Origin of the sequence: Vibrio cincinnatiensis (assembly GCF_022113815.1) — a bacterium.
Lineage (GTDB): Bacteria > Pseudomonadota > Gammaproteobacteria > Enterobacterales > Vibrionaceae > Vibrio > Vibrio cincinnatiensis_A.
Genome location: NZ_SGOM01000004.1, coordinates 99,194 through 122,264, shown reverse-complemented (window position 1 = coordinate 122,264; position 23,071 = coordinate 99,194). Strand labels below are relative to the sequence as shown.

The following is a 23,071-nucleotide window of genomic DNA, read 5'->3' as shown; positions in this document are numbered from 1 at the left end:
CTGCGCTCCGCTTTTTCGTTCTTTAACATCCGTTGGGAAACTCGTATGCATCCTATGCTAAACATTGCTATTCGCGCTGCGCGAAAAGCCGGCAATCATATTGCTAAATCTCTAGAAAATGCTGAAAAAATTGAATCTATTCAAAAAGGCATGAATGACTTTGTCACAAACGTAGACAAAGAAGCGGAAGCAATGATCATTGCAACCATTAAAAGCTCTTATCCTGAGCACTGCATTGTGGCTGAAGAAGGCGGTCTTATCGAAGGTAAAGATAAAGACGTACAATGGATCATCGACCCACTGGATGGCACCACCAATTTTGTCAAAGGCTTACCACACTTTGCTGTTTCTATTGCCGTACGAATGAAAGGCAGAACGGAAGTTGCTTGTGTTTATGACCCAATGCTGAATGAGTTATTTACCGCTCAACGTGGTTCTGGCGCTCAATTAAACAATGCTCGTATTCGAGTTAAACCTCTTAAAGATCTTCAAGGTGCCGTGCTGGCGACCGGTTTCCCATTTAAACAAAAACAGCACTCTGAATCTTATCTCAAAATTATTTCTTCACTTTTTGTCGAATGTGCTGACTTCCGTCGTACTGGTTCTGCTGCTTTAGATCTTTGCTATTTAGCCTCTAACCGTGTTGATGGTTATTTTGAGCTAGGCTTAAAACCTTGGGATATGGCAGCCGGAGAATTGATTGCTCGTGAAGCTGGAGCAATTTTGACAGACTTTGCTGGTGGTACAAACTACATGCAGTCTGGCAATATTGTTGGCTCAAGCCCTCGAGGAGTCAAAGCACTTCTTCAACACATCCGTGAAAATGGCAACAGTGCGATTTTAAAATAAATTCACTAAAATGTTATTCATAAAAAAACCGCTGCACAAGTCAGCGGTTTTTCTTTATCTATCCCAAAATCGTATAAATAACGCAGGGCTACTTTTCTGACAATTTATGGTAACTCATCTAATTCCGCACCTTCTTTCTCAATTTGTTGAGGTAAAAGGTGTTCACGAGTTATGCCCAATTTCAGCGAAAGAGCTGAAGCGACATAGATAGAAGAGTAGGTGCCCACGGTAATGCCGAGCAATAATGCTGTTGCAAAACCATGAATATTTGCTCCACCTTGCACAAATAAAGCAATGACCACAAACAAGGTCGTACCTGAAGTAATCAGCGTTCGGCTCAGTGTCTGAGTGATAGAGCTATTAATCACCTCGGCGGACTCACCTTTACGTAGCTTGCGGAAATTTTCCCTAATCCGGTCAAAGACCACGATGGTATCATTTAATGAGTAGCCAACGACGGTCAGTAAAGCCGCCACAATGGTCAAATCGATTTCAATTTGAAGGAATGAGAAAATGCCTAGCGTGATAATGACGTCATGTGCCAGTGACAGTACCGCACCAGAAGCAAGACGCCATTCGAAACGCATGGAAACATAAAGCAAGATACAGATCAGCGAAGCCAATATCGCCAATCCTCCCGCTTCTGCCAACTCATCTCCTACATTCGGTCCCACGAATTCAATGCGGCGCATGTCCACATTTTCACCCGTTCCTTGTTTAATCGCATTCAGGATTTGATTACCAAGCGTTTCACCAGCAATGCCTTCTCGTGGACGTAAACGCACCATGACATCGCGCGCTGAACCAAAGTTCTGCACCGTCGCATCGCCAAAACCTTGTGCTTCTAGCGCATCCCTGATTTGATCCAAATGTGCAGGCTGCTCAAAACCCACTTCAATCAGAGTCCCCCCCGTGAAGTCTAACCCCCAATTTAACCCTTTCGCAGCTAAGGTAAAAACCGAGGCACCAATCATTAATAGCGATAAGAGAAACGTCACTTTCGACCAACGCATAAAGTCGATCGTTTTCTCTGCTTTAAGAATTTGAAACATAATGATTCCTAGCCTTAGATCGACAATTTGTTGATGCGTTTACCACCATACAACAAGTTGACAATACAACGAGTGCCGATGATTGCAGTAAACATAGACGTTAAAATACCAATAGAAAGCGTAACCGCAAACCCTTTAATCGCCCCCGTTCCTACCGCAAACAAGATGATTGCTGTGATTAAAGTTGTGATGTTGGCATCTGCAATAGTACTAAACGCATTGGCATAACCTTGATGAATAGCTTGCTGAGGATTTCGCCCTTCACGTAGCTCTTCACGAATACGTTCAAAGATAAGAACGTTTGCATCGACGGCCATACCTACTGTTAATACGATACCAGCGATGCCGGGTAAGGTCATGGTCGCCCCCGGAATCATAGACATAATACCGATGATCAACACAAGGTTTGAAATTAAAGCGACGTTAGCGATTAAACCAAACTTACGATAATAAAGGGCGGTGAAGATCATCACGGCTAATAAACCCCAGACACAAGCCTGAATCCCCATATCGATGTTTTGCTGCCCCATAGAAGGACCAATGGTACGCTCTTCCACAATAGAGATAGGAGCAATCAGAGCACCGGCACGCAGTAGCAGCGCTAAGTTATGCGCTTCTGCGACAGAATTAATTCCCGTGATCCGGAAATTTCGACCTAATGCAGACTGAATGGTAGCTTGGTTAATCACTTCTTCATGTTTTTCAAGAATGACTTTACCGTCAACATTACGTTCTCCGCTATCTTTATATTCTGCAAATACCGTGGCCATCAACTTGCCAATATTATTTCTTGAGAAGGCGGCCATTTTGCTGCCTCCTTCACTATCAAGAGAAATATTCACCTGTGGGCGGCCGTATTCATCTGTGCTAGAACTTGCATCCGTGATACTGGAACCACCTAAAATCACTCGTCTTTTTAAAACAACAGGGCGACCATCACGATCCGATTTCACTTCACTACCAGCCGGAACTCGCCCTGCTGCGGCCGCGGCAAGGTCAGCACTCGAATCCACTTCACGGAATTCCAGTGTTGCCGTTGCTCCTAAAATTTCTTTAGCACGAGCCGTATCTTGTACACCAGGAAGTTCAACCACAATTCGAGTCGCACCTTGACGTTGAACCAAGGGTTCTGCAACCCCCAATTCATTCACACGGTTACGTAAAATAGTGATGTTTTGTTCAACAGCGTAATTACGAATTTCTTGCAATCGAGCATCGGTAAATTTAGCCACCAGCATAAAACGGCCATCACCGTCTGATGGGATGAACACCATATCACGGTGGTTTGCTTCCAGTACTCGGCGTGTTTGATTCAGTTGTTCAGCATCTCGTAAGATCAATTCAACGGAATCGGCTTGCGCACGAATGGCACGATAACGAATTTTTTCATCACGAAGTTCGCTTCGAAAGGCTTCTTCTTGTTGGTTCACCAGCTTATCCATCGCCGCATCCATGTCCACTTCCATAAGGAAATGTACACCACCACGGAGATCGAGCCCCAATTTCATGGGAGCGGCGCCAATAGACTCTAACCAATTTGGTGTAGAAGGCGCGAGGTTTAATGCAACAATCGTATCGCTGCCAAGGGCTTCATTAATCATATCGCGTGCGCTGATTTGCGTATCGGTATCATTAAATCGAACAAGAATAGAACCATTTTCGAGAGCAATGGATTTATGAGAGAGCTGCGCTTTATCGAGCGCTTGAGTGACAGCATCCAGCGTTGACATATCTACAGAGGCGCCACGCGCCCCTGTAACTTGAATAGCCGGATCTTCACCGTAAATATTAGGAAGCGCATACAAAGCAGAAATGGCAATGGCAAACACCACCATTAAATACTTCCATAACGGATAACGGTTTAACACAGCGAGGATCCTCTAGCTGTTTTACAGAGATTTAAGCGTACCTTTAGGTAACACTGCAGTAACGAAGTCTTTTTTGATCACAACTTCATTGGCGTGATTTAATTCAATCGAAATAAAATCATTGTCATCAGCAATTTTAGTAATTTTTCCTACTAAACCACCGCTAGTCAGTACTTCATCCCCTTTCGCCATGGAAGCCATCAGGCTTTTATGCTCTTTAACACGCTTAGATTGTGGGCGGTAAATCATAAAATAGAAAATAACCGCAAACATGCCAAGCATGATCAGCATTTCGAAACCACCACCTTGTGGTGCACCTTCACCTGCTGCGTGAGCGACAGAAATTAGACTCATTGAGAAACGTCCTCTAAGTTATTGTTTGTAATGTTGTTGGTATTGGGATGCACCAAGACAAATTCAAGCCATCACTGGGATAAATTGGTCTCGGCGCACACAATTATCATGCTTGCTCAGTTTGTAGTGGCGGCACATCGCGTTCACGACGCGCATAAAAATCGACCACAAATTGTTCAAAGCGATCTTCATCAATCGCACTGCGAATACTAGCCATCAACCGCTGATAATAACGTAAGTTATGAATAGTATTGAGTCGCGCACCTAGGATTTCGTTACAACGATCCAAATGGTGTAAATACGATTTAGAATAATTTTTGCAAGTGTAACAGTCACAATGCGGATCGAGAGGTGTTGTATCGGTTTTATGTGCCGCATTACGGATCTTGATCACACCACCAGTCACAAATAAGTGTCCATTACGAGCATTTCGGGTTGGCATCACACAGTCAAACATATCAATACCGCGACGGACCCCTTCCACTAAATCTTCCGGTTTACCAACGCCCATTAAATAGCGAGGCTTATCTTCTGGAAGTTGTGGGCAGGTATGTTCTAGGATTCGATGCATATCTTGCTTAGGTTCCCCTACAGCTAACCCCCCCACCGCATAGCCATCAAAGCCAATCTCCGTTAACCCTTTCACGGAAACATCACGCAAATCTTCGTAAACGCCCCCTTGAACAATCCCAAATAATGAATTGGGATTTTCTAATTTATCAAAATGATCACGAGAACGCTGTGCCCAACGCAATGACATTTCCATGGACTTTTTCGCTTCATCGTGAGTAGCAGGGTAAGGAGTGCACTCATCAAAAATCATGACGATATCAGACCCTAAATCTTTTTGAATTTCCATGGATTTTTCTGCGTCCATAAAAATTTTCGAGCCATTTACCGGGTTACGGAAATGAACCCCTTCTTCGGTGATCTTACGAATATCCCCAAGGCTAAAAACTTGAAAGCCGCCAGAATCGGTCAAGATAGGCCCTTTCCAGTTCATAAAATCATGCAAGTCACCATGCATTTTCATTACTTCTTGCCCTGGACGCAGCCATAGGTGGAATGTGTTTCCCAATAAAATTTCTGCGCCAGTATCTGCAACTTCTTCCGGTGTCATGCCTTTAACCGTACCGTAAGTTCCCACAGGCATAAAAGCCGGAGTTTGTACGGTGCCACGTTCAAAGGTCAGTTGACCTCGACGGGCATTACCATTTTTCTTTTTTAGCTCAAACGTTAATTTCACAAAGCCTCCAATGTCAGAGAAACAGTCTGACGGTCTAAAAGTTCAGGACAATAACAAAGTTAGTCCAATTTTTTTTCAATAAACATGGCATCGCCATAGCTAAAGAAGCGATATTGCTGCTCTACAGCATGTTGATAGGCGGCCATGGTATGTTCATAGCCAGCAAAGGCGCTGACTAACATAATCAAGGTGGATTCTGGTAAGTGGAAATTGGTGATCAAGCAATCCACAAGCTGATACTGATAGCCGGGGAAGATAAATATTTCGGTATCACCAAAGAAAGGAACCAATTCCGTACCTTTTTTCACAGCATCTTGCGCAGCACTTTCCAATGAGCGCACCGAGGTGGTTCCCACCGCAATCACTCGCCCACCACGCGCTTTTGTCGCCACAATAGCATCCACAACCTCTTGTGGCACTTCGACATATTCAGCATGCATATGATGATCATGAATATTTTCAACTCGTACCGGTTGGAAAGTTCCCGCACCAACATGCAAGGTTACATAGGCAAACTCCACCCCTTTGGCCTGAATTTGCTCTAATAACGTTTCATCAAAATGCAAGCCTGCAGTTGGCGCAGCTACCGCACCTGGCTTTTGGTTATAAACCGTTTGATAACGCTCTTTATCCGCATCTTCATCTGGGCGATCGATATAAGGCGGCAACGGCATATGCCCGATATGGTTAAGGATCTCCAAAACCGGAGTTGGCGCACTAAACTGAATTTCAAACAACGCATCATGACGAGCAACCATCGTGGCGTGGTACTCATCCTGTTCTCCGAGATAAAGTTCGGCTCCTGGTTTCGGCGGTTTGGAACTACGCACATGGGCCAAAATAGAATGTTCATCCAGCATTCGCTCAACCAACACCTCGAGTTTTCCACCCGTAGCTTTACGACCAAACATCCGAGCCGGAATAACACGCGTATTATTAAATACCAGTAAATCACCCGGTGCGACATACTGAAGAACATCAGTGAATGTACCATCAACGAGTGATCCTGAATTACCGTCTAAGCGCAAAAGGCGACTCGCGGTTCTTTGCTCCTTTGGGTAACGAGCGATCAACTCATCAGGGAGGTCAAAATGAAAATCTGAAACTTGCATGACTCTTTCTTGGTTAGTTAAGTTAGCGATGGTTTATTTCGCGGCGCGACAGTATATACCCAAGCAACGTCAAGATACAGGGTTGTACATTATCTAACCAAGTTAAGCCTTCAACGACGAGAATGAATAGTGACGCCCCTCTCTATCTATGCTGATTCCCAATAAAAACCGACTGAACTCTCAGATATTTCTCGGTAGAAAAACTATAGTTTAGATTAATAAGAATAAACCGCTCAATAAACCACAACTTCGAGGTTTTATTGGGTAAAACAATAAAGAGATAAACGAAGAAGGAGTTGGTTATGATCAAGGTTGAAGACATGATGACTCGCAACCCACATACCTTGTTGCGTACACACACTCTGGCCGACGCCCGACACATGATGGAAGCATTGGATATTCGCCATATCCCTATTGTGGATGCCAATCGAAAACTGCTCGGAGTAATCACCCATCGTGATGTCCTTGCGGCCCAAGAATCGAGTTTATACAACCAAAAGGCGGAAACCTCGTATACAGAAGAGACCCCGCTCTATGAAGTGATGCATACAGGAGTCATGTCGGTTGCCCCTCAAGCAGGCTTAAAAGAAAGTGCTATCTACATGCAAAAGCATAAGGTTGGCTGTTTACCTGTTGTGTCCAAAGGGGAATTAGTGGGTATTATTACCGACAGCGATTTCGTGACCATTGCGGTTAATTTACTTGAGTTACAAGAAGATACAGAGCCTGATGAAATTGAGTTGGATGATAGTATTGAAGACGACATTCTCTAATGCCAGTAACAGTTCATTCTTTACTTAAGAAAAATGACGCTAGGCAAAAAATGGGAAGATGATATTCATCCATGTGAAAAAAGAGCGGCTTTTGCCGCTCAACAATTGCATCAACTTTAATTGAAAGACAAGTCGATAACCCAAGAGGCGATATTAAATAACCTCTACGAGTAACCTAAAATTGTTCTTCTTCGGTAGAGCCTGTTAATGCCGTCACTGAAGATTGCCCACCTTGAATGGTATTAGTCATTTTATCAAAATACCCCGTTCCCACTTCTTGTTGGTGAGCCACAAAGGTATAGCCTTTTTCTGCTGCGGCAAACTCTTTGCGCTGTACCATTTCTACGTAGTGGCGCATCCCCTCTCCTTGCGCATAAGCATGAGCTAACTCAAACATGTTAAACCACATGTTATGAATTCCCGCTAGAGTAATAAATTGGTATTTGTATCCCATATCCGCCAACTCTTGCTGGAATTTTGCAATCGTCTCTGCATCTAAGTTTTTCTCCCAGTTAAAGGAAGGTGAGCAGTTATAAGCAAGGAGTTGATCTGGATATTGAGCATGAATGGCTTCAGCAAACTTACGAGCCTCTTCGAGATCCGGTTTAGCGGTTTCACACCATACTAAGTCTGCATACGGTGCGTAAGCTAAGCCACGAGAAATCGCTTGATCAATGCCAGCGCGTACGCGATAAAAACCTTCAGAGGTACGTTCACCAACGATAAAATCACCATCGTAAGGGTCACAATCTGAAGTGAGCAGATCGGCAGCGTTAGCATCGGTACGTGCAATAACCAGCGTAGTTGTACCTGAAACATCAGCCGCTAAGCGAGCCGCAATCAGTTTTTGTACCGCCTCTTGGGTAGGAACCAAAACTTTTCCACCCATGTGACCACATTTTTTCACTGACGCTAATTGGTCTTCAAAGTGAACACCAGCGGCTCCTGCTTCAATCATCGATTTCATCAATTCATAGGCGTTCAATACGCCCCCAAATCCTGCTTCTGCATCCGCGACAATAGGCAGGAAATAATCAATGCCACCTTCATCTTGCGGCGATTTGCCATTCGACCACTGAATTTGGTCAGCCCGACGAAACGCATTGTTGATACGTTTCACTACGCTGGGTACTGAGTCAACCGGGTAGAGAGATTGGTCTGGATACATGGTTCCTGCGGTATTGTTATCCGCAGCCACTTGCCAACCAGAAAGGTAAATCGCTTCAATTCCCGCTTTTGCTTGTTGCACTGCTTGGCCGCCCGTTAAAGCACCTAAGCAATTCACATAACCTTTCTTAGCGTCTCCATTGACTAAAGACCACAGTTTATCCGCACCACGCTGCGCAATGGTATTAGCAGGAGTAACCGAACCACGTAGATTGACGACGTCTTCAGCACTGTAGGTGCGCTTTACATTTTTCCAGCGGGGGTTAGTTGCCCAATCTTTTTCTAAAGCTTCGATTTGTTGGCGACGAGTCAATGTCATAATGTATCCCTCTTATAGTAGTACGTGGCTAGATGCTCACGTCTGTTTCTTCCTTTTCGCTATCAGTACAACTTATGCTGACTTTGAAGATGATGTTTCACGTTAAGTTTTATGGTTATTCCTAGGCTAAGTAGTCATAGCCCGGTATGGTTAAAAAGTTGGTTAATTCATCACTGGTAGTTAATCGTTCCATTAGCTCAGCCGCTTCAGTAAAACGCCCAAGAGCAAAGCGTTCTTCTCCGATTTCCTGTTTCACCACTTCAATCTCTTCGGTGAGATAACGACGAAATAGGGCTTTCGTCACCACCTCTCCGTTATCGAGAGTTTTGCCGTGTTGAATCCACTGCCAGATAGACGCCCGAGAAATTTCTGCCGTTGCCGCATCTTCCATGAGTCCATAGATTGGCACACAGCCATTACCAGAAATCCAAGCTTCAATGTATTGCAGAGCCACCCGAATGTTATGTCGCATTCCTTCTTCACTCCTAGGCCCCTCACAAGGTTGGAGAAGCTCAGTAGCACTAATTGGAGCATCCGACATCCGGCTAACATCCAATTGATTTTGACGCTCACCCAGCACTTGGCTAAAGACTTCCATCGCCGTATCGGCCAGCCCCGGATGCGCAACCCAAGTACCATCATGACCATTTTGGGCTTCCAGCATTTTGTCGTTGCGGATCTTTTCCAATACCTGCGCGTTGAGAGTCGGATCTTTAGCAGGAATAAAAGCCGCCATGCCTCCCATTGCAAAAGCACCACGTCGATGGCAGGTATAAATCAAGAGACGGGAATACGCATTTAAGAAAGGTTTATCCATCGTCACCACTTGACGGTCTGGCAGTACACGATCTGCGTGTTTTTTTAACGTTTTAATATAACTGAAGATGTAATCCCAGCGGCCACAGTTAAGCCCCACAATGTGCTCTTTTAACACAAAAAGGATTTCATCCATCTGAAACACGGCGGGTAACGTTTCAATCAATACCGTCGCTTTGATCGTACCAGTCTCTAAACCAAAATAGTCTTCAGTAAAATGGAACACGTCACTCCACCACTGTGCTTCTTGATAGGCTTGCAACTTAGGAAGATAGAAATAAGGACCACTGCCTTTTTTCAGTAAGGCTTGATAATTATTGAAAAAGTACAAAGCAAAATCGAATAGCGAACCGGGAATAATTTGCCCCGCAAAGGAGACGTGTTTCTCTTTAAGATGCAAACCACGAACTCGACAGATTAAAACTGCGGGATCTTCTTTTAGCTGGTACACCTTGCCATTATCTGGGTTGATATAACTGATCGTGCCATTAACGGCATCCCGCAAGTTCACTTGTCCATCCAGCACTTTATCCCACGCCGGAGCCATCGAGTCCTCAAAATCGGCCATAAAAACTTTGACGTTAGCATTCAAAGCATTGATCACCATTTTACGTTCCGTTGGCCCAGTAATTTCTACTCGGCGATCTTGTAGATCTTGTGGAATTCCAAGAATTTTCCAACTGCCTTCTCGGATATCCTGTGTTTGTTCCAGAAAGTCGGGCAAGTTACCTTGATCGATCCACGATTGCAGACGCTCTCGCTCACTTAGCAAGCTATCGACTCGTGAAGCAAATTGCGCACACAAAGCCGTTAAAAAAGTTTGGGCTTCAATAGGGAAAATAGCTTGATGTTCAAGAGACAATCTCCCCCTCACCTCAAGCGAGCCTTGGGAATTGGAATGTTGATCGTGTAATGGTGAAGTTTCTGGGGTTTGAGCAAGCATAACCATTTTCCTTATTGGGTTAATAAACATTTGTAACTTTAAAACTACAAATTATTTTCCTGACTTTTATTATTTTGACCTATTTATTCTCTATAATTTTTCGTAAAAACATCCGTAACTCAAGCACGAAATTAGTATCAAAATCTAAATTAAACCTTAACCCATAAGACGTTTACATAAAAGAGCAAAAGTTACCATAACGTTAAATTCAAAGTTTTATTCCGTTTCTTTTCTCGTTATTCTCTCACCACAAAAATGTCATTAATTACGTAATTAAATTACATTTAAAAATAAAAGAAGAAATGATTCAAACATGAATAAAAAAAACAACAGAGCAATGTGATGCTAATGATGGTGGGAAAAAGGAAGGAAAATGCCGACAAGGTTTAAACAATAACACCAAACATTTATGTAAAATTGACGGTGTGAATTTTTACTATTTTATGAAAGCTTCAAAAATTTATTTCTGTGAAATTTTACAATTAAAGGTTCACTATCAGAATAAAAAACTAAAAAAGCGAACTAAAACAGCACGCTTTAACTAGTTTATCGATTAAATATAGTAATGAATAAACGCTATAATAGTTCAGCCACTACATCTGCTAATTGCTCAAAAGTCTGATAGCGAGATGAACTCGGCCGCCATACTAAGCCGATTTCTCGATATGCCTGCTGACCAGGTGGGTCAATCACCACCAAATTTTGATTCTCCAATAAGCCATGATCAATCGCCATTTGAGGAATAAAGGTAGTGCCAAGCCCATTGGCCACCATTTGCACCAGCGTATGTAAGCTTGTTGCCGTAAATGGATTAATCTTCTCTTTATCGGTTAATTGGCATGCCGATACCGCATGCTCCGTTAAGCAATGCTCATTTTCTAGCAAGAAAACAGATTCATCAGGTAAGTCGTCATATTTAATCGGAACTCGAATACCGCCCGCTTGTTGACGGCTTATTACCATTCGAAAAGGATCGCGCCCAACAACTCGGCTTTCCATATGACCGATATCAATCGGTAAAGCAAGAATCAATACATCTAATTCACCTAAACGTAATGCATTGAGAAGGTTAGCCGTGGTGTCTTCCCGTAATAGGAGATGAAGGCTGGAATAACGCGAATTGAGCACTTGGACTAAATCACACAGTAAAAAAGGCGCAATCGTCGGAATACAGCCCAACTTTAATTGCCCTTCCATCGGACCATTTTGGCACTGTTGTCCTAATTCGAGGAGATCCTTCCCCCTAGCCAATAGCTCTCGGCCACGTTTAATCACCAGTTCACCGGCATGAGTAAAAACCAGTGGACTTTTCTTATCCTGCTTTTCATACAAAGGACAACCGATTAATGCTTCTAGGTTTTGAATGCCTTTGCTTAAAGTGGATTGACTAACAAAACAGCGATCTGCTGCTTCACTAAAATGTCGTGTTTCATGTAAAGTTATTAGGTAATGTAACTGCTTTAGACTCGGCCACTTATTCATAATTTCAACTTTCTTCTTAAATCGCTTTTTTCGATTAACTTAATCTATTTAATTCGCTTTTTTTCATACTACACTCTGTACTATAGTTTGTCTCGAATACACATGGACTCGGTAACACAATCTGGTGCTACCGAGCATTAACCATCATTCTTAGGAGCAAAAAATGGTACTCGTAGGTCGTCAAGCCCCTGATTTTACTGCTGCAGCTGTTCTTGGTAACGGTGAAATCGTTGATACATTCAACTTTGCAGAGTTTACTAAAGGTAAGAAAGCCGTTGTTTTCTTCTATCCACTCGATTTTACTTTTGTTTGCCCTTCAGAGCTGATCGCGTTTGATAAACGTTTTGAAGACTTCCAAGCGAAAGGTGTTGAAGTCATCGGTGTGTCCATCGACTCACAATTCTCACACAACGCATGGCGTAATACTGCCGTTGAAAATGGCGGTATTGGTCAAGTGAAATACCCACTGGTTGCTGACGTTAAACACGAAATTGTTAAAGCATACGATGTTGAACATCCTGAAGTGGGTGTTGCTTTCCGTGGTTCATTCCTTATCGATGAAGACGGTGTCGTTCGTCACCAAGTCGTCAATGATCTTCCTCTAGGCCGCAACATCGATGAAATGTTACGCATGGTTGACGCTCTAAACTTCCACCAAAAACACGGTGAAGTCTGCCCTGCACAATGGGAAGAAGGTAAAGCAGGCATGAAAGATACGCCAGCTGGTGTAGCCGCTTATCTATCTGAACATACTGACGATTTAGGTAAAAAATAATATCAGAAACAAATTGCCCGCGCTCAACTCGGGTGAATGGTTGGACAAATAATAAAGCGATAACGCAACGCCAATCAGTGAAGTAAAGTCCCCAAAGCCCAAAGCAACTTTGCTTTGGGCTTTTTGTTTCTAATTTTTTCTTTCAATCCCCCCATTCCGGAAATTCAAGGAGTGTAACTTTTCCCCTATTCTCTAGTTTATCTAACAGACTTGTGAGGAAGTGGCTGCTAGAATTCTGCCACCGAGATCACTGATGAGAAACGCCATGAACTATCAACTTGAAGTCTGTATTGATAATGTAGAATCATTACACTTGGCCATTCAAGGGGGAGCAACCCGCATTGAACTTTGCTCTTCCTTAGCATTAGGTGGCTTAACACCCAGCTATGGGTTGATGAAACAGAGCGCCAGAATATCTCCAATTCCTATCTATGCAATGATTCGCCCTCGCCAAGGCGATTTTCTTTATGATTCAGAAGAAATGGCAATCATGTTGGATGATATTGATGCAGCAGCCAATGCTGGGCTACAAGGGGTTGTACTTGGGGTATTGACGGCACAAGGTGAAATCAATCGTGAGCAAAATGCTCAACTCATTCAGCATGCGAAACAGCGTGGGTTAGGTGTCACCTTTCATCGAGCCATTGATCAATGTGCTGATTTTCGCCAAGCATTAAATACGCTCATTGAGCTTGGTTGTGAACGAGTCTTAACTTCAGGGCTCGCCAGCCGAGTTGAGAATGGCATAGATACACTGGCTGACATGGTGACTCTTGCTCAAGGGCGTATCCAGATTATGGCGGGAGCGGGCCTGAATGCTGACAATGTCACTCACATTGTGCAACAAACGGGCGTACAAGAAGTACATTTGTCAGGCAAAACCACTCGCCCCAGCCGTATGCAGCTTCAGGCTACCAGTGCTAAAATGGGGCAAGCGAATCTTGATGATTTTGTGATTCCCGTGACGAACCCACAAGCCATCGCTCAAGTGGCTGAGCGACTTAAAGCGCTTTAACGCAGCGCATCATCAATGGATTGTTCGCCCAAGTGGCGAACATCTTTTCCTTTAACAAAATAGATGATGTATTCACAAATATTTTGACAGCGATCCCCAACCCGCTCGATAGCACGAGCAGACCACATCACTTGTAAAATATGTGGAATATTTTTCGGATCTTCCATCATGTACGTCATTAATTGACGAATTACCGCTTCATACTCTTTGTCTAACTTATCATCTTGCTTGTGAACTTCTGCTGCGGCTTCCACATCCATACGGGCAAAAGCATCAAGTACTTGGTGCAACATCGCTATCGCTTGACGACAGAGCGGCTCTAAAGAAACTTGGAACTGACGCTCTTTGATGGTTGGACTTTCAATGGCAATATAAGCCATTTTAGTTGCCACATCACCAATACGTTCGAGGTCAGTAATCGTTTTAATGATCGCCATGATTAACCGTAGATCTTTAGCGGTCGGTTGCCGTTTGGCAATAATTCGCGTGCAAGCTTCATCGATCGAGACTTCCATTTCGTTGACTTTATGATCATCACGAACCACTTTACGAGCTAATTCAATATCGTCTTTATGCAGCGCTTGCATAGCAAAGGAGAGCTGTTGTTCAACCAAGCCGCCCATTGTCAGTACATGAGTACGAATCGACTCAAGTTCGACATTAAATTGCCCTGAAATGTGTCGTCCTAGCTGCATGTTCGCTTCCTACCTTATGATTAAATTAACCGTATCTTCCGGTAATGTAGTCTTCTGTCTGCTTTTTCAATGGGGAGGTAAAAATAGAGTCGGTATCGGAGTATTCGATGAGTTTTCCCATGTGAATAAAAGCGGTGTGATCACTCACCCGAGCCGCTTGCTGCATATTATGCGTCACGATAACCACTGTGTATTTGGTTTTTAAATCGTGGATCAATTCTTCAATGGTCAAGGTTGAGATGGGATCCAAAGCCGATGTTGGCTCATCAAGCAGTAACACTTCGGGTTCAATGGCAATGGCTCGAGCAATCACCAACCGTTGTTGTTGCCCTCCCGATAAACCAAAAGCATTTTCATGCAAACGATGCTTCACTTCATCCCACAAAGCGGCCGCTCGTAAGGAGTGTTCTGCGGCATCATCCAGTGTACGGCTATTTTTGATGCCTTGTAAGCGTAACCCATAAATTACATTTTCATAAATAGATTTAGGAAAAGGATTTGGCCGCTGAAACACCATACCAACACGGCGACGTAAAGTGGGAACGTCCACATCCGGAGCATAAACATTTTTACCATGCAATTTAACCGCGCCTTCCACTCGACAACCTTCGACCAGATCGTTCATACGATTAATACAGCGCAGTAAGGTGGACTTACCACAGCCAGACGGACCGATAAATGCCGTTACCTGACCTTTGGGAATACGCATCGAAATATCGTTTAACGCCCGAGTTTGCTGGTAATACAAGCTCAACCCTTCAATCGAGATGGAGGTTTGCTTATCAGTTAAGTTATTCACATCCAAAGGGGGCTGATAACCTAATGTTTGGTTGGCAGAAAACATGATTAATCTTGTCCTAAAGTTCGATATTTCTCACGCAAATTATTGCGAATATGTATTGCCGTTAAATTTAAACTCACAACAACCGTCACCAAGAGAAAAGCCGTGGCGTACACCAATGGCCGCGCAGCTTCAATATTGGTAGTTTGAAACCCAACATCATAGATATGAAAACCTAAATGCATGAATTTTCGCTCTAAATGCACAAAGGGAAATTCGCCATCCACAGGTAAGTTTGAAGCCAGTTTTACCGCACCGACCAACATTAACGGCGCAACTTCTCCAGCAGCACGAGCTATCGCCAGAATTAACCCGGTGATCATCGCAGGACTCGCCATAGGTAATACGATACGCCAAATCGTTTCAAATTGCGTCGCACCTAATGCTAAAGAGCCATGACGAACGGAAACGGGAATACGGGTCAGCCCTTCTTCTGTTGTGACAATGACCACAGGTAAAGTCAGTACAGCCAGAGTCAACGCGGCCCATAATAACCCCGGAGTGCCAAACGTGGGGGCAGGCAAACGATCAGCATAAAGAAGGTTATCGATACTGGCTCCAATGGTATACACAAAAAAACCGAGCCCAAAGACTCCATACACGATCGATGGCACACCAGCTAAGTTAATTACGGCAACTCGAATTAAACGGGTAAACGCGTTATCTTTCGCATATTCATTGAGGTATACCGCTGCGACAATCCCAAGAGGCATCACAATGATCGACATCAGCAAGACTAACAATACCGTACCAAAGATTGCCGGGAAAACGCCCCCTTCAGAGTTAGACTCACGCGGATTGTCTGACAAAAAACCCCATAACTGTTTTCCCCACTGGTAGAGTTTTTGCCAATCATTCATATCATTCGGATACCAGTAGTCCAAAATCTGACTGAGTGGAATTCTAACGATCGCACCGCCCATTTCTTCCACCAATAACACTTGGCTATCCAATTGCTGACGTAACTTATCTAACTCACCTTCAGCCATGGATAGTTTTTCCTCAAGTTGCTGTATCTGATGAGAAATAGTACTTTTTTCTTGCTCATTCACCGAGCGACGACGTGCCTGTTGCTGCTCAAAACGTAATGTGTCTAATTGATGTCCAAAAGAGCGAATGGATTGATGAATTAAGTGATCAATCTGCGCTCTAATTTGCTGCGCCTCAGCAAATGCTTGTGGTAACCACACATCAACCTGTGTTCGATGCTGGCCATCACCGGGTTCAAAACCGACTGGTTTACCGTAAAACTGCCCATCACGTGTACGCTCCACCACCAACCAGCCGGAAGGTTGAGTCGGAGAAGAGAGTTTAAGATCTAAGATAGAAATGAAATCTGCATCATAGCGCTCACGGTTAGCGACCTTAATATTAAGCCGCTGAGCATGCTGTTCGACGTCATCAGGGAGTGCAATTCCCATCTCATGCAAATGACTAATCGATACCGTTTCACTGGCATACAATTGCCCAATTAAACGTTGCCCTTGTTCCGTTTCCCATTGATAAAGAGGGGCGGGCCAAAAATAGGTTAATCCTTTCCAGCCAATGAGCAGTAAAAGCATTAAGACCGAAATTAAGCTAATACTGACTGCACCTCCGGTTAACCATATCCAAGGAGCACCTGTTTTAAATGACTGTAGCATTTTCATCTCGGCCTCCTATCACAACGAACGATATCGAGTACGTAAGCGCTGACGTACCCATTCTGCTAATGAATTAACAACAAAAGTAAACAGAAAGAGCAATAAAGCCGATAGGAATAAAATTCGATAGTGAGAGCTAGCCACTTCCGACTCAGGAAGTTCGACCGCAATATTGGCCGATAAGGTGCGCATTCCTTCCAAAATATTCCAGTCTAAAAGCGGTGTATTTCCCGTCGCCATCAGAACAATCATCGTTTCGCCAACCGCTCTTCCTAAGCCCATCATCACTGCTGAAAAAATCCCCGGACTTGCGGTTAAGAGCACCACCCGAAGTAAGGTTTGCCAAGCTGTCGCCCCCAATGCTAATGACCCATCCGACAAATGCTTAGGAACAGAGAAAATAGCATCTTCGGCAATGGTAAAAATAGTCGGAATCACAGCAAACCCCATTGCCATACCGACGACCAACGCATTGCGTTGATCAAAGCCAATGCCGCGCTCTTGCAAATAAAGCAAAATATCCCCAGCAAAGAAGGCTTGTTCCAGTTCATGACTATAAGACAAGGTCACAGCAATCAACCCCAATAGAAGTGGGATTAACATTAGAGCATGCCATTCAACTAACCCTCGCCCCACTATACGCTTGGGCAACCAAGACCAGAGCAACCCAATGAACACCGTTGATAATGGCAACCCAATCAGTAGAGTGACGACAGCAGCAAGGTGGTTTTCAACAATCGGTGCGAGCCATAAACCCGCTAAAAAACCGATAATAACCGTGGGCAATGCTTCCATTAACTCAATGGTGGGCTTAACCACACGGCGCATGGACGGTGCCATAAAATAAGCAGTATAAATCGCTGCTAACACCGCAATGGGTACGGCAAACAACATCGCATAAAAGGCCGCTTTTAATGTTCCAAAAGCTATGGGGACTAAACTGAGTTTGGCTTCAAAATCATTATCTGCAGAGGTAGATTGCCAAACAAACTGTGGCTCAGGGTAGCTTTCATACCAGATTTTACGCCATAACGAACGAAACGAGACTTCCGGGTGTGGATTGTCGACTTCAGCAATTCGAGCGATACCCTGAGCAAACATAATCAGATAATGCTCGTTGTCAGACATTGCTGCAAGACGAGGAGCCTGTGGTAATACTCGCTCAAATAACACCAGCTTTTCGCTGGTAGTATAATGGCTTTGCAACGTGCCATTAGGATAAAACGTATAAAACCCTTTACGGTTAGTATCAGGCAGTAATAACCGAATGTGGGGAGCCAAATGAAAATGACGAATCGGAGCTAAAGTTCTTGCTCCCCTTTCTAACACATCAAACCATTGGCTGACGTTCCCATTCTCATACGTAACCAGTAAAGAGTGCGCGCCCGCCAGTAAGGTTATTCCCGATACCGTTTGCTCTGCATTCCCTTGGCTTAAGTCAACTTGTTCACGCAATTGATAGCGTTGTCCTTCTTGCTGAACAACCGATAATTGATCGCCTTGACGTAGATACAGCGTTTTACCATCCGGAGTCATCAAGAGTTGATCAAGCTGCGGATAACGCTGAGCCAATACGGCTTCGTTCACAAGCGCCCCCCCCTCTGAAACCCAGCGAACGACCACTTTTCCATCACTTAAATAACTCGCAAAATAGACATCCGGCCGCGCTACCGCAAAACTCAATAACCGAATTTTTTGCTCGCTCGGTGCAATCGTCAGATTCTCAGGAAGCGGCCATGACTCAAGTCGAGGAGTAAATACTCGCCCTTGCTTTTCAACCGAATAATGAAAAAGAGGACGAGCAATCTGTGGCCGGTGCTGGTTATCTAGCACCAAAAACCAGCCATTTTGAGGATTTCCTTTCACAATCCATTCTGGGTGAAAAGACAATGTCTGCTCCCAGAGGGGAGTGGGGGTTGGCGCATTCACTGGCCAAAACTGAATTTGACCTTGCTCGGTAACAACAAACAGATGTTCACCGTAATCATCAATGGCCAATATTTGAGGTTCACTCTCAGGCAATGCTAGCTGCGCAACATCGGGGGTCAGTTTCGCATCGCCAAACAAAGGCAGAGCGACTAAGGCAAGATAGACAAAAATTAAAATCAATGCCCCTAATACACTTACCCCGCCACACGTTACAGCAAAACGGATCATACGGTCTTTAATCAACCGTTTACGATCGCGTTCTTGTAATGAGAATTCGACGTAAGCCATGAATGTCATCTATCCTTTTTATTTGACGGGCTGAACACCAAAGTACACACACCTTGGTGAAAACATAAGCTTTCAGCGATGGGTTAATATCAGGTATTTTGTTGTTAACTCGATATTCTATTTCAAATACGTGACGATTATATTACAGCTCACAATAACCGACTGAAAATAAAACAACTCTGCATACTAACGTTTTTTGCAATAAATGTGTCACATAACTTGCCTAGTTTGCATAAAACCAGCGTCATTAACAGTAGTAGAAGGGCAAAAGAATGAGTACGGAAAAGTTGTATATCGATAAAGAATTAAGTTGGCTATCGTTTAATGAACGCGTCTTGCAAGAAGCGGCAGACAAAAGCGTTCCTTTAGTCGAAAGAATTCGATTTTTAGGTATCTTTTCCAATAACTTAGATGAGTTTTATAAAGTTCGCTTCTCCGATGTTAAAAGGCGAATTTTAATTAATCGAGAGCAAGGGGTGAAAGACACCTCAAAACATTTGCTGACACGAATGCAAAATAAAGCATTTAAGCTCAATCAAGACTTTGACAATCTCTACAACGACATCATTCTCGAAATGGCTCGGCGACGAATTTTTTTAGTGAATGAAACCCAGCTCGATAGCGTACAACAACGGTGGATCAGTAAATATTTTCATAAAGAGGTTTTGCCTCATATCACGCCTTTATTGATGCGTGATGATATTGATGTCTTACAGTTTTTGAAAGATGAATACGCCTATATTGCGGTAGATCTAAAAAAGGGAGAAAACTCTAGTTACGCGTTAATAGAGATCCCCACCGATCACCTGCCTCGTTTTGTCATGGTGCCCGAACAAAAAGGTAAAGGCCGAAAAACCATTATTCTGTTAGATAACATCATTCGCCACTGCTTAGATGATATTTTTCGTGGCTTTTTCGAGTATGACACGCTCACTGGCTACGCGATGAAAATGACAAGAGATGCGGAATATGATTTAAGTAGAGAAGTCGAATACAGCTTGTTAGAACAACTTTCAGAAGGCTTAAGCCAACGCTTAACGGCCATGCCAGTACGTTTTGTCTATGAGCGAGAAATGCCACCAGCCATGCTTTCCTTCCTATGTGAGAAACTGAAAATCTCTCATTATGACAGCCTACTACCCGGCGGGCGTTACCATAATTTTAAAGACTTCATTGCCTTTCCTAATGTCGGACGTGACTATTTGGAAAACCGCCCGTTACCACCACTAAACTGTGCTGACTTCGACGGGTATCCCAATGCGTTTGATGCCATTCGCGCACAAGATATCCTGCTGCACTACCCTTACCATAGCTTTGAACACATTACTGAACTCGTAAGACAAGCCTCCTTTGACCCAAAGGTCATAAGCATAAAGATTAATATTTACCGTGTAGCAAAAGACTCGCGCCTGATGAACTCGCTGATAGATGCCGTGCATAACGGTAAACGTGTGGTCGTAGTCGTTGAGTTACAGGCCCGATTTGATGAAGAAGCCAATATTGAGTGGTCCCGGGTACTGACTGAGGCGGGAGTCAATGTACTGTTCGGTGTACCAGGGATGAAAATACACGCCAAATTACTGTTAATTACTCGTAGGGAAGAGAGAGAGATCGTGCGCTATGCCCATATTGGGACCGGAAATTTCCATGAAAAAACGGCACGTATTTATACCGATTTTTCCCTACTCACGGCCGATAAAGAACTGACTGGAGAAGTCCGTAATGTATTTGGTTATATTGAAAACCCATTTCGCCCAGTTAAGTTTAACCAACTGTTAGTCTCTCCACGCAATAGCCGAACACAATTGTATCGATTAATTGATGCCGAAATCGCTAATGCTAAACAGGGGAAAAAAAGTGAAATCATCATTAAAGTTAATAACTTGGTAGACAAAGGGCTCATTAATAAACTGTATGGAGCCAGCAGTTCTGGCGTTAAAATTAAAATGATCATTCGGGGAATGTGCTCGTTAGTCCCCGGAGTGGCTGGAGTGAGTGATAATATTTCCATCATCAGTATTGTTGATCGCTTCTTAGAGCACCCTCGCGTGCTTATTACCCACAATGATGGCGATCCATTAGTCTATATTTCATCAGCCGATTGGATGACACGTAATATCGACCACAGGATAGAAGTCACCGCTCCGGTTCGAGATGCTCGCTTAAAACAGCGAATTATCGATATCATCAATATCCAATTTACTGATACGGTAAAAGCACGAGTCGTCGATAAAGAAATGAGCAACCGCTATATCAAACGAGGAAATCGTAAGAAAATACGGTCACAGTTAGCGATTTATGACTATCTTAAACAGATAGAAAGAGAAACACGAAAAAGCAAAGGGCAACTGGATCATCATGAACACAACGCAACACGATAACGGTCATTCCCACGAAGCAGCAGTCAGCCGTGAAATCGCTGCGATTGATCTTGGCTCAAATAGTTTTCATATGGTGGTCGCTAAAGTCGTCGAACAAGACTTGCAACTGATCAGCCGACATAAGCAGCGGGTTCGTTTAGCGGCAGGCCTTGATGAGCAAAAAAACTTAGACCATGCCGCCATGGAGCGAGGGCTTGAGTGTTTAGCCATGTTTGCTGAACGCCTACAAGGCTTTACTTCTGATAATGTACGCATTGCTGCAACGCATACACTTCGTCAAGCCAATAACGCGCACCTTTTTTTACAACGTGCTCGTGATGTTATTCCATTCCCTATCGAAATCATCCCCGGCAGTGAAGAAGCTCGCTTAATTTATCTTGGGGTCGCTCATACCCAGCCCCAAGCCGATTCGATGTTAGTGGTCGATATTGGCGGCGGCAGTACTGAAATTGTGATAGGACAAGGCTTTGAAGCCGAACTGGTCAATAGTAAGCAAATGGGGTGCGTCAGCTATACCGAACGTTTTTTTGCTAATGGCAAACTCTCCAAGAAAAAGTTTGCTCAAGCGATTCTGGCTGCTGAACAAAAACTGGAATCCATTGCCAGTCAATATCGTAAAAAAGGTTGGCAGATGGCGTTTGGTTCATCTGGAACCGTCAAAGCCATCAATGAAGTCTTGGTCGGATTAGGAGAAGAAGATGGGCTTATCACACAAGAACGATTATGTAAGCTGACTGAAAAACTGTGTGTGTGGGCCAGTATTGATGAGATTCAATTAGAAGGTCTCACTGAGGATAGAAAGCCGGTATTTGCCGCAGGGGTGGCTATCTTAACCGCTATTTTTAGCGCTCTGAAAATTAAAGAGATGTACTTTTCCGATGGAGCGTTACGGGAAGGTTTGCTGTATGAGATGGAGGATCGCTTTAAATACACTGATATCCGGTTACGCACCACCGAACATCTCGCCAGCAAACACTTGGTCGATTTAGAGCATGCCGCTAAAGTGAAAGGTTATGCCAAAGAATTTCTCGCTCAAGTCAGTGAAAGTTTAGGTTTAAAAGCTAACAGTGAACTGTTTTCTCTGTTGGAATGGGCCGCTTTGTTGCATGAAGTGGGGTTAAGTATCAATTTACAAGCGTTTCACCGCCACTCGGCCTACATCTTACAACACACCAATATGCCCGGATTTAACAGTGAGCAACAACGTGTGCTCGCTACATTGGCCCGCTTTCAGCGCAAAGCGCTCAAACTAGGAGAAATGATTGAGTTTAGCTTGTTTAAGAAAAAACATATTATCGGCTTAATTCGTATTTTACGCTTAGCAATTGTGGTTAATGGCCAACGAAATGATGAGCCTTTACCAGAGTTGCGCTTAATTGCTCACGATGATGAGTGGCAATTACTCAGCTCTGAAACGCATTGGTTAGAAAACAATAAGCTGTTACATGCCGATCTGCTCAGTGAGCAAGAGTATTGGAAAAATGTTGGCTGGACACTGGCATTCTAAAGAAGCATTCGTCGGC

General features: G+C 43.8%; 18 protein-coding genes. 6 read left to right on the top strand and 12 right to left on the bottom strand.

Features of this window, described 5'->3' with window-relative positions:
* Nucleotides 1–45 precede the first annotated feature (45 nt).
* Nucleotides 46–849: an inositol-1-monophosphatase gene (gene suhB, locus EXA13_RS06935; protein ID WP_238132526.1), complete on the top strand. Its 804-nt coding sequence runs from the start codon at nt 46–48 to the stop codon at nt 847–849.
* A 104-nt stretch (nt 850–953) separates the two neighbouring features.
* On the opposite strand, the gene secF is transcribed toward suhB, so the two are convergent.
* The 5 genes from secF to queA all read right to left on the bottom strand — a co-directional run bounded on the left by secF (nt 954) and on the right by queA (nt 6,481).
* On the bottom strand, nt 954–1,901 hold the full coding sequence (secF, locus tag EXA13_RS06930; protein ID WP_238132525.1) for a protein translocase subunit SecF: 948 nt from the start codon (nt 1,899–1,901) through the stop codon (nt 954–956).
* Nucleotides 1,902–1,915: 14 nt separating this feature from the next.
* Complete coding sequence (gene secD, locus EXA13_RS06925) at nt 1,916–3,769, bottom strand: protein translocase subunit SecD (RefSeq protein ID WP_346346945.1); 1,854 nt, start codon at nt 3,767–3,769, stop codon at nt 1,916–1,918.
* A gap of 21 nt (nt 3,770–3,790) precedes the next feature.
* Nucleotides 3,791–4,123 (bottom strand): preprotein translocase subunit YajC, encoded by a 333-nt coding sequence (yajC, locus tag EXA13_RS06920; protein WP_238132524.1) that lies wholly within the window; start codon nt 4,121–4,123, stop codon nt 3,791–3,793.
* Nucleotides 4,124–4,229: 106 nt separating this feature from the next.
* Nucleotides 4,230–5,369, bottom strand: coding sequence for a tRNA guanosine(34) transglycosylase Tgt (gene tgt, locus EXA13_RS06915; RefSeq protein WP_238132523.1), 1,140 nt, complete (start codon nt 5,367–5,369; stop codon nt 4,230–4,232).
* Between the two features lie 59 nt (nt 5,370–5,428).
* Nucleotides 5,429–6,481 carry a tRNA preQ1(34) S-adenosylmethionine ribosyltransferase-isomerase QueA gene (gene queA / locus EXA13_RS06910; protein ID WP_238132522.1) on the bottom strand — a complete coding sequence of 351 codons (1,053 nt, stop codon included), beginning with the start codon at nt 6,479–6,481 and terminating at the stop codon, nt 5,429–5,431.
* Between the two features lie 302 nt (nt 6,482–6,783).
* On the opposite strand from queA, the gene EXA13_RS06905 reads away from it, so the two are divergent.
* Nucleotides 6,784–7,254, top strand: a complete 471-nt coding sequence (locus EXA13_RS06905; RefSeq protein ID WP_238132521.1) for a CBS domain-containing protein — start codon at nt 6,784–6,786, stop codon at nt 7,252–7,254.
* Nucleotides 7,255–7,429: 175 nt separating this feature from the next.
* Here EXA13_RS06905 and aceA read toward each other — a convergent pair whose 3' ends face one another.
* The 3 genes from aceA to EXA13_RS06890 all read right to left on the bottom strand — a co-directional run bounded on the left by aceA (nt 7,430) and on the right by EXA13_RS06890 (nt 11,981).
* The gene (gene aceA / locus EXA13_RS06900) at nt 7,430–8,740 is read right to left on the bottom strand and encodes an isocitrate lyase (protein WP_238132520.1); all 1,311 of its coding nucleotides are present in this window, start codon (nt 8,738–8,740) and stop codon (nt 7,430–7,432) included.
* 121 nt (nt 8,741–8,861) lie between these two features.
* Nucleotides 8,862–10,499, bottom strand: a complete 1,638-nt coding sequence (gene aceB / locus EXA13_RS06895) for a malate synthase A (RefSeq protein ID WP_238132519.1) — start codon at nt 10,497–10,499, stop codon at nt 8,862–8,864.
* A 576-nt stretch (nt 10,500–11,075) separates the two neighbouring features.
* On the bottom strand, nt 11,076–11,981 hold the full coding sequence (locus EXA13_RS06890) for a hydrogen peroxide-inducible genes activator (RefSeq protein ID WP_238132518.1): 906 nt from the start codon (nt 11,979–11,981) through the stop codon (nt 11,076–11,078).
* A gap of 163 nt (nt 11,982–12,144) precedes the next feature.
* Between EXA13_RS06890 and EXA13_RS06885 the strand changes: the two genes are divergently transcribed.
* Together EXA13_RS06885 and EXA13_RS06880 are read left to right on the top strand one after the other, a co-directional pair.
* Nucleotides 12,145–12,756, top strand: a complete 612-nt coding sequence (locus EXA13_RS06885) for a peroxiredoxin C (RefSeq protein ID WP_238132517.1) — start codon at nt 12,145–12,147, stop codon at nt 12,754–12,756.
* A 265-nt stretch (nt 12,757–13,021) separates the two neighbouring features.
* Entirely contained in the window at nt 13,022–13,771 is a 750-nt protein-coding gene (locus EXA13_RS06880; protein ID WP_238132516.1) for a copper homeostasis protein CutC, read from the top strand.
* Here EXA13_RS06880 and phoU read toward each other — a convergent pair.
* Genes phoU through EXA13_RS06860 form a run of 4 tightly spaced genes read right to left on the bottom strand, consistent with a single transcriptional unit; the run spans nt 13,768 to nt 19,167 of the window.
* On the bottom strand, nt 13,768–14,466 hold the full coding sequence (phoU, locus tag EXA13_RS06875; RefSeq protein ID WP_238132515.1) for a phosphate signaling complex protein PhoU: 699 nt from the start codon (nt 14,464–14,466) through the stop codon (nt 13,768–13,770). The genes EXA13_RS06880 and phoU overlap by 4 nt on opposite strands.
* A gap of 25 nt (nt 14,467–14,491) precedes the next feature.
* Nucleotides 14,492–15,310, bottom strand: coding sequence for a phosphate ABC transporter ATP-binding protein PstB (gene pstB / locus EXA13_RS06870; protein WP_238132514.1), 819 nt, complete (start codon nt 15,308–15,310; stop codon nt 14,492–14,494).
* Nucleotides 15,311–15,312: 2 nt separating this feature from the next.
* A complete protein-coding gene (gene pstA / locus EXA13_RS06865; protein ID WP_238132671.1) occupies nt 15,313–16,950 on the bottom strand; it encodes a phosphate ABC transporter permease PstA in 1,638 nt (545 codons plus the stop codon).
* Nucleotides 16,951–16,968: 18 nt separating this feature from the next.
* Nucleotides 16,969–19,167, bottom strand: coding sequence for an ABC transporter permease subunit (locus tag EXA13_RS06860; RefSeq protein WP_238132513.1), 2,199 nt, complete (start codon nt 19,165–19,167; stop codon nt 16,969–16,971).
* Nucleotides 19,168–19,439: 272 nt separating this feature from the next.
* On the opposite strand from EXA13_RS06860, the gene ppk1 reads away from it, so the two are divergent.
* The gene (gene ppk1 / locus EXA13_RS06855; RefSeq protein WP_238132512.1) at nt 19,440–21,548 is read left to right on the top strand and encodes a polyphosphate kinase 1; all 2,109 of its coding nucleotides are present in this window, start codon (nt 19,440–19,442) and stop codon (nt 21,546–21,548) included.
* Nucleotides 21,526–23,055, top strand: coding sequence for an exopolyphosphatase (gene ppx / locus EXA13_RS06850; protein WP_238132511.1), 1,530 nt, complete (start codon nt 21,526–21,528; stop codon nt 23,053–23,055). Before ppk1 ends, ppx begins: the two co-directional genes overlap by 23 nt.
* The last annotated feature ends 16 nt before the right edge of the window (nt 23,056–23,071 follow it).